Origin of the sequence: Geobacillus sp. LYN3 (assembly GCF_003064505.1) — a bacterium.
GTDB classification, from domain to species: Bacteria; Bacillota; Bacilli; order Bacillales; family Anoxybacillaceae; genus Parageobacillus_B; species Parageobacillus_B toebii.
In genome coordinates this window covers 2,140,501-2,151,897 of the sequence record NZ_QCWL01000001.1, presented here as the reverse complement: position 1 = coordinate 2,151,897, position 11,397 = coordinate 2,140,501, and the positions used below count along the sequence as shown (strand labels likewise).

Annotated in this window: 9 protein-coding genes; all 9 read left to right on the top strand. The window is 45.1% G+C overall.

The window, feature by feature from the left end; all coding sequences use genetic code 11:
• The first annotated feature begins 112 nt into the window (after nucleotides 1–112).
• Nucleotides 113–1,396: an IS110 family RNA-guided transposase gene (locus tag DCC82_RS11160; protein ID WP_108430364.1), complete on the top strand. Its 1,284-nt coding sequence runs from the start codon at nucleotides 113–115 to the stop codon at nucleotides 1,394–1,396.
• A gap of 401 nt (nucleotides 1,397–1,797) precedes the next feature.
• Nucleotides 1,798–3,258 (top strand): aldehyde dehydrogenase family protein, encoded by a 1,461-nt coding sequence (locus tag DCC82_RS11155; protein ID WP_108430363.1) that lies wholly within the window; start codon nucleotides 1,798–1,800, stop codon nucleotides 3,256–3,258.
• A 123-nt stretch (nucleotides 3,259–3,381) separates the two neighbouring features.
• On the top strand, nucleotides 3,382–4,353 hold the full coding sequence (locus tag DCC82_RS11150; RefSeq protein ID WP_015864134.1) for an iron-hydroxamate ABC transporter substrate-binding protein: 972 nt from the start codon (nucleotides 3,382–3,384) through the stop codon (nucleotides 4,351–4,353).
• A gap of 27 nt (nucleotides 4,354–4,380) precedes the next feature.
• Complete coding sequence (locus tag DCC82_RS11145) at nucleotides 4,381–5,409, top strand: FecCD family ABC transporter permease (protein ID WP_041269689.1); 1,029 nt, start codon at nucleotides 4,381–4,383, stop codon at nucleotides 5,407–5,409.
• Complete coding sequence (locus tag DCC82_RS11140) at nucleotides 5,406–6,401, top strand: FecCD family ABC transporter permease (RefSeq protein ID WP_108430362.1); 996 nt, start codon at nucleotides 5,406–5,408, stop codon at nucleotides 6,399–6,401. Before DCC82_RS11145 ends, DCC82_RS11140 begins: the two co-directional genes overlap by 4 nt.
• A 112-nt stretch (nucleotides 6,402–6,513) precedes the next feature.
• Complete coding sequence (locus tag DCC82_RS11135) at nucleotides 6,514–7,488, top strand: ABC transporter ATP-binding protein (protein WP_015864131.1); 975 nt, start codon at nucleotides 6,514–6,516, stop codon at nucleotides 7,486–7,488.
• A complete protein-coding gene (locus DCC82_RS11130; RefSeq protein ID WP_108430361.1) occupies nucleotides 7,485–8,258 on the top strand; it encodes an ABC transporter permease in 774 nt (257 codons plus the stop codon). The genes DCC82_RS11135 and DCC82_RS11130 overlap by 4 nt, the downstream gene beginning before the upstream one ends.
• 2 nt (nucleotides 8,259–8,260) lie before the next feature.
• Entirely contained in the window at nucleotides 8,261–9,049 is a 789-nt protein-coding gene (locus DCC82_RS11125) for an ABC transporter permease (RefSeq protein WP_062677943.1), read from the top strand.
• A gap of 363 nt (nucleotides 9,050–9,412) precedes the next feature.
• The gene (locus tag DCC82_RS11120; protein WP_108430360.1) at nucleotides 9,413–11,248 is read left to right on the top strand and encodes a monovalent cation:proton antiporter family protein; all 1,836 of its coding nucleotides are present in this window, start codon (nucleotides 9,413–9,415) and stop codon (nucleotides 11,246–11,248) included.
• The last annotated feature ends 149 nt before the right edge of the window (nucleotides 11,249–11,397 follow it).

Sequence of the window (11,397 nt, the reverse complement as noted above, 5' to 3'; positions counted from 1 at the left end):
TAAGGAGCATTCCTGTTAGAAAGGTTTTCGGGGACTTGAAAGAAAAAAGCCCTCTTGGTATGATGCAGGGGTGTCAACAAACACCTAACATCAGACCAAGGAGGACTATACAATGAATTATACACAAAATCGCAAAATTGAACAAGTCACCGACCAAACGTTAGTGATTGGAATGGACATTGCCAAACAAAAACATTATGCGTCAATGGTTGACGCACGAGGTCGGGTGCTGAAGAAGCCGTTTCCTGTGATTCAATCGAGATCCGGATTTGAACAGTTCTATGCGTCGATACAAGAAGCGATGAAGGAATTTGGCAAAACCGAAGTCATCGTTGGAATCGAGCCGACCGGACATTACTGGTTGAACCTCGCCTACTTCCTCGAGGAAAAAGGGATCCCGTTGGTGATGGTCAACCCGATGCATGTCAAACGGTCAAAAGAGCTCGACGACAACTTGCCAACGAAGCATGATGCCAAAGATGCTCTTGTCATTGCGAAACTGGTCAAAGACGGACGCTTTAGCTATCCACGTATTCTCCATGAGGTGGAGGCGGAATTGCGGGCAGGAAGTACGTTTCGAGAGTCGTTGACAAAAGAGTTGAATGCCGTCCGAAATCAAATGATTCGTTGGCTCGATCGTTATTTTCCTGAGTTTGTGCAGGTGTTTCCGTCGTTTGGCAAAATGGCATTGGTGGTGTTAGAGAAAACGCCATTTCCGATGGACATTGCGAATCAGACGGTAGAGGGGCTAATGGAGCGTTATCGGCAAAGCGAGAGGCTAAAATGCCCACAGAAGCCGAAAGTGCAAAAGCTGTTAGAGGTGGCCCGCCATTCGATTGGGATAACGGAAGGACAACAGATGGCCCGTATCGAAATCGCCACGCTTGTCCGCCGATATCGCCAATTGGAACAAGAGATCGCAGCCCTCACAGAAGAGTTGACGGCACTCGCTCAAACAACCGCCGAATACGAATGGCTCCAAACGATCCCAGGGCTAGGAGATGCGACGATCATTGAACTGTTATCGGAAATCGGAAGCTTTGCCCAGTATCAAGATTCGAGGCAACTAATCAAATTAGCGGGCTTGACACTGAAGGAGAACTCGTCAGGGCAACACAAGGGGCAAAAACGAATCTCGAAGCGAGGACGAAAACGGCTACGCGCCCTTCTATTTCGGGTGATGATGCCATTGATTCGCCATAATGAGGCTTTCCGTCAGTTGCACGAGTACTATACGACACGCCCAATCAACCCGTTGCGTAAGAAGCAATCGATCGTCGTGTTATGTGGCAAGCTATTGAAAGTACTATACGCGGTTTGTGTGAAACAGCAAGCATTTGATGGGGAACGAATGATTCAAGATATCTTTTCCCAATCCCAAGCACAGGCAGCCTAGAGTCGCCTTCTTTCGCAAAAAGAACTGTCTGAACAACCAGATGACACGGAGAAGCTGGCACAATTTCATCCATTCGACCTAGAGTCCCTTAAGGAGCTTAGCCGGCCTCTGCCTGGTGAAGAGACCGAACGAAGGAATGTTGGCACAAGGATGCCCAGAGACATGGGAGGGTTCGTCCTCATCAGTTGTGCAGAGATCCAAGGTGCATCGCATACACATCCCCCCACTGGAGTGGAAAATACAAAAATACCCAGTGGCCGCGAAGCGCACCCATGGACTGTTATATATCGGCAAAAATTCAAAAGTATGTGATGAGTTTTGTCGAAAAATATTTTTTTGGCACCCCTAAGATGCCAAGAAACCTTGATATATCAACATTTATAGAGGGAGGATGGTTGGACATGGAGCGTTATGAACAATGGAATCAAAGTTTTATAAACGGCGAGTGGGTAGAAGGAGAAAGCAGTCGAACATACGACATTTTAAATCCGTATGATAATTCGGTCATTACTTCTGTACGTCTGGCAACGGTACAACAGCTTCATGACGCGTTTGAGGCGGCAAATGAGGCACAAAAGGCGTGGGCGCGTTCGTCTGTAGAGGAAAGAAAAGAAGTATTGCGTAAAGCAGCAGAGTATTTACAAGCCAATCGTGAAGCCATTATCGATGTCATTGTCCGTGAAACCGGAGGAACGCTTCTCAAAGCAAATGTGGAATTCCAGCTTGCGATCGAAATTTTAGAGGAAGCTTTGCGTTATGCTGGTGAAGTTCAAACAGTGAGAGAAGTACCTTCTAACATCGAAGGAAAAGTCAACTATATTTATCAACTGCCATTAGGGGTTATCGCCTCTATTTCTCCGTTTAATTTTCCATTGAACTTATCGATGAGAACGATTGCTCCGGCCATTGCTTTAGGGAATAGCGTTGTGCACAAACCGGATATTCAAGTGGGATTAACCGGTGGAGTCATTATTGCAAGAGCGTTTGAGTATGCCGGTCTTCCAAAAGGGGTATTAAACGTTATCTTAACAGATATTGAAGAAATCGGCGATGAAATGCTAACCAACCGACACGCCCGTTTGATTAGCTTTACTGGTTCTACCGCTGTCGGCAAACATATTGGGGAAATTGCTGGAAGACAGTTAAAGCGAGTCGCTTTGGAACTAGGGGGAAATAGCCCATTCGTCGTATTGTCGGATGCTGATGTGGATCGTGCAGTAGATGCTGCAATATTCGGGAAATTTATCCATCAAGGTCAGATTTGTATGATTATTAATCGCATCATTGTGCATGAAAGCAAGTATAATGAGTTTGTGGAAAAATTCGTAAAAAGAGCAAAATCACTTCCATATGGCGATCCGAAAGATCCGCATACGGTTATTGGTCCATTGATTAATGAAAAGCAGATGGAAAAAGCATTACGGATCATTGAAGAGGCAAAAAGTGAAGGAATAAAAATTGCTTTAGAAGGAAAGCGAATCGGAAACATTTTAACTCCGTATGTTTTTATTGATGTCGATCCGTTGAGTAAGCTGGCACAAACTGAATTGTTTGCCCCAATTGCTACAGTCATCAAAGCGAAAACGGATGAAGAAGCTATCGCTATCGCCAATAACACAGAATATGGGTTAAGTTCCGCTATTTTTACGAGTGATTTAACTAAAGGAAAAGAATTAGCATTACAGATTGACAGCGGTATGACCCATATCAATGACCAAACAGTGAATGATGCTCCGAACATTCCGTTTGGAGGCAATAAAGCAAGTGGGTTAGGGAGATTTGGAAATCCATGGGTAGTAGAAGAATTTACTATTACAAAATGGGTATCTGTGCAAACAAAGAAGAGAACATATCCATTTTAATTAGGTGAGGAAGCTGGCTCTTATGAGGGTTAGCTTCTTTGTTTTTTTGTTGACACATCTAATGAAAACGATTATCATTTTTATTGGCTGTGATTTTCATTATCTTTAGAGGGGGACAACGAGATGTTGACGAGAAAAAGAAGTATCGTATTCATGCTGATCCTGGTTCTCGTTCTCGCAATGATGAGCGCTTGCGGGAATCAGAAAGACAATACAGCATCGGAAAAGGAACCCAAGACAGAAGAGAATGCAACGAAAACATTTACGATGGCGAACGGAAAAAAAGTCGAAATTCCCGCACATCCAAAACGGGTGGTAATGCCATATGAATTTTTAGGAAACGCGCTGGCGCTTGGGGTGAAACCAGTTGGCGTCACGCAGGCAGTTATGGAGAATCCGTACATAAAAGAACAAGCAAAAGGGATTGAAAACGTCGGCAATCCGATTTCCCTAGAAAAAGTTGTTGAATTAAATCCAGATTTAATTATTGTATATTTAGAAGACCAATACAAACAGCTATCGAAAATCGCTCCGACTGTTTTCATTCCTTTTGGCCATTATAAAAACATCCAAGAAGAAATGCGGGTATTTGGCGAGCTTTTTGGCAAGCAAAAGGAAGCGGAGCAATGGATTCAACAATTTGATAAGAAGGCGGCAGCTGCCCGTGAAAAAATTAAAGGCGTCATCGGCGAAAATGAGACCGTTGGCATTTATAAACTGCAAGGAAAAGATTTTTACGCCATCGGCGACAATTTTGGCCATGCTGGTCAAATTATTTATAACGCTCTACAGCTGACACCGCCAGAAAAAATTAAACAAGAAGTGATTCAAGGTCCGCAATGGAAATTGATTTCGCTAGAGGCGTTGCCTGACTATGCCGCTGATCACATGTTTTGGACGGTATATAAAATGGACGGAACCGAACAGGCGGAAAAAGAGCTGAAAAACAGCGCGATTTGGAAAAACTTAAATGCGGTGAAAAACCATCATGTTTACGAAATGAAGATCGAAGACATTTGGTTTTCTGATGCCATTTCACTTGAACATCAGCTCGACCTTGTTGTCGATACATTGCTTTCTGCAAATCAAAAGTAGGGTGGAATGATGGTAAGGAGAGGAAAGATGGAAATAGAGAAACATATAAAACGATCATCGCGTTCGTGGGCGGCAATATTGGTGCTAGTCGTTGGACTAAGCGCCATTCTTTTTAGCATCGCCCTGTCCATTTCGGTCGGTGCGGCGGATATCCGTTTAACGACAGTATGGGACGCAGTTTTTCATTACGATTCGCGGCAAACCGCCCATGCAATTATCCGCGATTTGCGCCTTCCTCGTTCCCTTGCGGATGTGCTTGTCGGAGCTAGTTTTGCGGTGGCGGGCGCCATCATGCAAGGAATGACGAGAAATCCGCTTGCTGATGCGGGGTTGTTAGGATTGAATGCCGGTTCGACATTGATGGTAGCAATTTGTTTTGCGTTTTTTCCTGGACTTTCTTATCAATCACTCATCATATGGTCGTTTTTCGGAGCGGCGGCGGCAGCCGGGATGGTGTATGGAGTCAGTGCGCTCTCAAGAGGCGGCGTTACTCCGATTCGCCTCGTGTTGGCGGGCGCGGCGGTAAGCGCATTGTTTACCTCGCTTAGTGAAGGAATCGCCATTCATTTTCAGCTTAGTCAAGAATTGGCGTTTTGGTATGCCGGCGGTGTCGCCGGGGTGAAGTGGAGCCAGCTGAAGCTTTTGGCGCCGTGGATTGTTGCGGCCTTAGTCGCAGCATTATTATTGTCTCGGTCCATTACTATATTGAGTTTCGGGGAGGAAGTTGCGACCGGATTAGGTCAGAAAACAAAGATCGTCAAACTAATGGGAGCGATGATCGTGCTTGTGCTTGCCGGCGGCGCAGTGTCCGCAGTCGGCCCAATCGGGTTTGTCGGTCTTGTCGTTCCGCATCTGGCCCGCTTTTTTGTTGGCGTCGATTATCGTTTGGTTATTCCATGTTCCGCGGTGCTCGGCAGTTTGTTGATGCTTTGGGCGGACATCGGTGCTAGAATGATTCATCCGCCATATGAAACGCCGATTGGCGTGTTGTTCGCTTTAATTGGTGTGCCGTTTTTCCTTTATGTCTCCCGCAAGCGGAAGGGGGAATTTGCATGAAACGCCGCGCTATTGTTATTACTGCCCTTTTTTTTCTTTTGCTTTTGGTGGTTATCATCAGTCTGAATACCGGAGCAAGCAAAATGTCTCCATTAGAAGTGGCAAAAACGCTTGCTGGCATGGGGACAGCGAAGCAGGAGTTAATTTTATTTGAATTTCGTCTTCCCCGCATGTTGATTGCGATACTAGCAGGGGCTGGGCTGGCGTTGTCCGGATGCATTATACAGACGATATCGCGCAATCCGCTTGCCGACCCTGGTCTTTTAGGCATTTCGACCGGAGCGGGTGTAATGGTCGTATTATATCTTTCGTTGTTTCCAACGGGTACGGATGCCCCTGCATTATTTCTTCCTTTTCTTGCTTTTATTGGAGGTGCGTTGGCGGCGGCGCTTGTGTTTGGCTTGTCCTATGAAAAACAAGAAGGGCTGCTTCCGGGACGTCTCGTTTTAACGGGAGTGGCGGTCGCTGCTGGATTAAGTGCGCTCATGACGGTGCTGTCGCTTCGGCTCAGCAGAGAACTGTATCAATTTGCGGCAGTTTGGCTGACGGGAAGCATTTGGGGGGCGTCATGGGAATATGTATGGGCGCTTTTGCCGTGGATTCTCGTGTTGTTTGTCTTCGTTTATTACAAAGCGCGCGTGCTTGACGCGTTATCATTTGACGAAGCCACCGCAACAGGACTCGGCGTTTCAGTGGCAAAAGAACAAATTCAATTATTGGCGGCAGCTGTCGCATTAGCGGCCGCTTCGGTATCCATCAGCGGAGGCATCGGTTTTATCGGGTTAATTGCCCCACATTTGGCACGAAGATTAATCGGCGTACATCATGTCTATGTACTGCCGGCGTCCGCATTGCTTGGCGCTTGTTTGCTGCTGGGGGCGGATACGGTCGGACGAGCAATTTTGCAGCCATCGGAAATTCATGCAGGCATCGTTGTCGCCATCATTGGGGCGCCATATTTTTTATATGTATTGGCGCGTTCTGCACGTTAAAGGCAGGCTTCAAAACGAAGCCTGCTTTTTTGTTTGCGTATTTCTAATTGCTTAATATATATAAAAATAATGTAAGGACAAAACTTCTTGGCATCAGTTGGAGGAAAAAACGATGATTCACGTTAAGCATTTACATAAATCATTTCGCGTGCATGTCCGGCAAGCGGGCTGGCTGGAGTCGGTCCGCAGCTTGTGGAACCGCAAATATCGGATTGTAGAAGCGGTCAAAGATATTTCGTTTACGATTCAAAAAGGAGAGATTGTTGGGTTTCTAGGTCCGAATGGGGCGGGAAAGACGACGACGATGAAAATGCTCGCGGGACTCCTTCACCCTACATCGGGAGAAATTACGGTTGGCGGCTTTGTGCCATTTGAACAAAAAGCGGAATTTAAAAAGATGATGAGTTTAGTGATGGGGCAAAAAAGCCAGCTTATTTGGGATATCCCGCCGATGGAAACATTTTTGGTGAACAAAGCGATTTATGAGATTGACGATCGAACATTTCGGCAAACATTAGACGAATTAGTGGAATTGTTGGAGTTAGAGCCGCTGCTAGACAAACCGACGCGCAATTTGTCGCTCGGGCAACGGATGCGCTGTGAACTTGCGGCGGCGTTGCTGCATCGTCCGCAAGTATTGTTTTTAGACGAGCCGACCATTGGTCTTGATGTCCATACACAGGAAAAGGTGCGCCGTTTTATCGTTGATTACAATCGCGAGCATGAAACGACGATTTTGCTGACGTCGCATTATATGGGGGATGTGACGGCGCTGTGCGATCGCGTTATGATTATCAATTACGGAAAGCTGATTTATGATGGGGAGCTGACGGTGCTGACGGAGAAACTCGCTCCATACAAGCGGCTTGAAGTTCGCTTTGCCAAACTTCCTGACGTGCGTTGGGAAGATTACGGAGAGGTTGTGGAAATCGAAGACGGAAATGTGGCATTGCGGGTGGCGAGGGAGAAAGTAGCAGAAGTGTCGGCCCACTTTTTGCAGCATTTCCACGTGCATGATATTAACATTCAAGACCCGCCGATGGAAGAAGTGATTACGCGCGCGTTTCAGGAGGGATTGAATGCATGATTCGTAAATACATTGCCCTTCTGCGCATGAAGTATGTCGAAATGTTAGCCTATCGCCTCGCAACAATTGTTTGGATGACAGGAGCGATTGTCCAGCCGCTCATTACGATGGTCGTCTGGATGAATATCGACCCGTCCCAATCGGACGCGTTCATTTTTTATTTTATGGCCGTTATTTTCGTAGAGCGCATGACGAGCGCGTGGGACGTTTGGGAACTCGACCATGAGATTCGCGATGGGACATTTTCCAACTATATTATTCGCCCGCTCCATCCGATTCATTGGGCCATTGCGGAAAACATCGTTTATAAAGTGTTGTTTCTCGTCATATTAGTGCCGATATGGACGGTGGCAGCGCTGTTTGTGCCCGCGCTTCGCTTTGACATGACAGGCGGACAGGCGCTTCTGTTTTTGACGGCGGTGCTAGTTGGCGCGGCGCTTCGCTTTTTGCTCAGTTATGCTTGCGGCCTGCTTGGTTTTTGGATTACGAAAGTAACGGCAGTATATAGTTTGCTCGAAGTGATTTCTTTGTTTTTGTCAGGGCGGATTGCGCCGTTGTCGATGCTGCCGCCGCTATTGCAGCAATGGAGCGTCTTTTTGCCGTTTCGCTATATGATTGGCTTTCCGATTGACATTATTACAGGAGCGATAAATCAAAAAGAAATAATGAACGGTTTTTGGATTGCGTTCATTTGGGTTGTTTTGTTTATTATTGCCGTGCAATGGTTATGGAAAGCGGGATTAAAGAAAAATCAAGCGGTAGGTGGGTGAAAATGCGGAGATATGCGCGGATTTTTCGCGAATTTTTCCGAACGTGTTTCGTCGAAGAACTGGAATATCGAAGCGAGTTTCTCGGCAATTTGCTGTCCAGCTTTTTTGGAATAGGGATTGCGATTTTAACGGTAAATATCTTTTTTTACCAAACTGATCAATTAGCGGGATGGACATATGCTGATGTGCTTGTTTTGCTTGGCGTCTTTAATACGCTCAGAGGGCTGATTGATTTTGCGCTTCGCCCGAATATGCCGCGCTTATTAGAACATGTCCGAAGAGGGACGTTGGACTATATTTTAACAAAACCAGTCGACAGCATGTTTTATGTCAGCTTTCGTCACTTAGTATTTTGGCGGCTGATTGATGTTTTGCTTGGTCTTGGAGTCATTGGCTACGGATTAGTAGAAAAGCATTATATTCCGTCACTAGTGGATGTGGCCGTTTTTATCATGACGATCGCTGCTTCATTTGTGTTAATTTATTCGTTATGGATGATGTTGATGACGACATCGTTTTGGGTCATCCGCATTGATGATTTATCGTTTATTTTTGATTCGTTTTTTGAAACAGCAAGATTTCCGATCGGCATGTACCGTGGCTGGGTGCGCATCGTGCTGACATATGTACTGCCTGCCGCAGTAATCACGAACATGCCTGCATTGTCGCTGTTAGGAAAGTGGAACATTGTTACCGCGCTGATATCCGTTGTGCTCGCTGGCGTCTTTTTATGGCTGTCGCGCCGTTTTTGGCGTTTTGCGCTTCGCTTTTATACGAGCGCGAGTAGTTAAGGAGGGAAGCCCTCCGTTTAGATTGACAGCAAGTAAAAAAGGGTTACAGACATTCGTCTGTAACCCTTTTTGTCAACAGTCTGAAAACAGAGCCGTTTATTATGGCTCTGTTTTATTTGTTATCATCAAGTTAATTGCTGCGTAAGGAAACATGTTTGATTAACAAGAATTGATTCTCATCCAAAAAAACGTGTTGAACTGTAATACAGAGGCGGTGTGATTGCACCATGGTATCGAAAAGTGATCGGTGCAATCGATGGGAACCAAGGCAAATCTACGACCTCAAGATTTTTTAGTTGCCAAATCCACCCGTATCGGATAATATCTAAAGTCTAAAGAAGAAGTTTTAGAAAGGGGAATTTCATGGCGGAACATTCATCCATCACTTCTTTATTAATTGTAGTAGTCGTCGCATTTTTGACGCCAATTTTATTGCATCGTTTACGGCTGCAGGCGATCCCGGTTGTTGTGGCGGAAATTATCGCAGGTATTATGATTGGTAAGACAGGGTTTGATATTGTAAAACCTGATATGTGGATTGAAACATTATCGACATTAGGATTTTTGTTTTTAATGTTTTTAAGCGGCTTGGAGATTGACTTTTCCGTGTTTGCGCGCAAACCGAAAGCGAGCAAGAAAGAGAAGGAGCCGAATCCATTTGTCGCCGCGTCGATCATCTTTATGGCGATATTCGTTTTATCGTATGGACTTTCTTATTTGTTTGTTTTAACCGGATTTATGGATAACGCGTTTTTAATGACATTGATTATTTCGACGATTTCTCTTGGCGTCGTTGTTCCAACGTTAAAAGATGCCAATTTAATGAAAACGACGATTGGGCAAACGATTTTGTTAGTCGCGGTCATTGCTGATTTGGTGACGATGATTTTGTTGGCCGTATTTGTTTCCATGAATGAGCCAGAACATGGAAGTACATGGCTGATTCTTGGATTGTTTGCATTCGGTGTTCTCTTTTATTTTGTTGGTAAATATTTCAAAAAACGTTCATTTGTTGAAACAATGGCAAAAGGAACAGTACAAATCGGCACACGCGCGGTATTTACGCTCATCATTGTGCTCGTCGCTTTATCGGAAACGTTTGGAGCGGAAAATATTTTAGGAGCATTTTTAGCAGGCGTGCTCGTTTCGCTATTATCGCCGAATAAAGATTTAGTGCATAAATTAGATTCATTTGGATATGGGTTTTTCATTCCTATCTTTTTCGTGATGGTTGGGGTGAATTTAGACTTACGCGCATTGTTGGCAGAGCCGAAAATTTTAACGCTTCTTCCACTTTTACTGCTTGCGCTCGTTGTTTCGAAACTGATACCTGTTTCAATTTTAAAAATTTGGTATGATACGAAAACAACAGTCGCGTCGGGATTTTTGCTTGTGTCTACGTTGTCGCTTGTCATCGCGGCAGCAACGATCGCAGAGCGTATTAACGTTATCGACGAGAATATGAAAGGCGCGCTGATTTTAGTGGCTGTTATATCCAGTATCGTTTCACCGATTGTCTTCAAAAAGCTGTACGCAAAGCCGGACGATAACGAGAAAAAAATAAACATTTCGTTTGTTGGCACCAACCAATTTACGCTGTCAGTCGCAAGGGTATTAAACGAACAGCGCTACAATGTAACGCTATATCATATTCGGCAAGAAAAAATGGAGCTGTCCGTTTCCGATCACGTTTTTCCGATTGTCGATATCGAAGACTATTCGCTAGAAACGCTTGAAAAACACGGAGCGTTTACGGCGGATATTTTAGTTGCGCTGACAGGAAACGAAGAGATTAACACAAGTGTCGCATTAGCCGCGAAAGAACGTGGAATCGAGCGGGTGATTGCTTTGGCGGAAACACCGAAGCAGGTCGAACGGCTGAAAGCAGAAGGAATCGAAATCATGTCCGCCTTATTATCGACAACGGCGATGCTGCAAGCGTTCATCGAATCACCAAGAGTGGCGCGGATGTTTATAAACAAGGATGCGACATTGCATGAAATGACGATGAATAACAATGAATATGACGGAATCCCGCTTCGCCGCTTTCCGTTTATGGGAGATTGCATTATCGTACGGATCTTCCGTGAAAATGAATCGATTGTCCCACATGGGGATACAAAGCTGCATAAGGGCGATCGCCTAATTGTCACCGGATCCAATGAGTATGTTGCCGAGCTTAGGGAGCTGTTGGAATAGTAGCGCATCTGTTACCTTAATTAGGCGAGAAGACTCCCACTTCAACGAAGCGAAGTGGAGTAAGTGGGAGATGAATTGCCTTAACTATATTTTGCTGAAAATAGGATAGATTCAGTAAAATATAGTATCATATAGTTAGATGGGAGGTG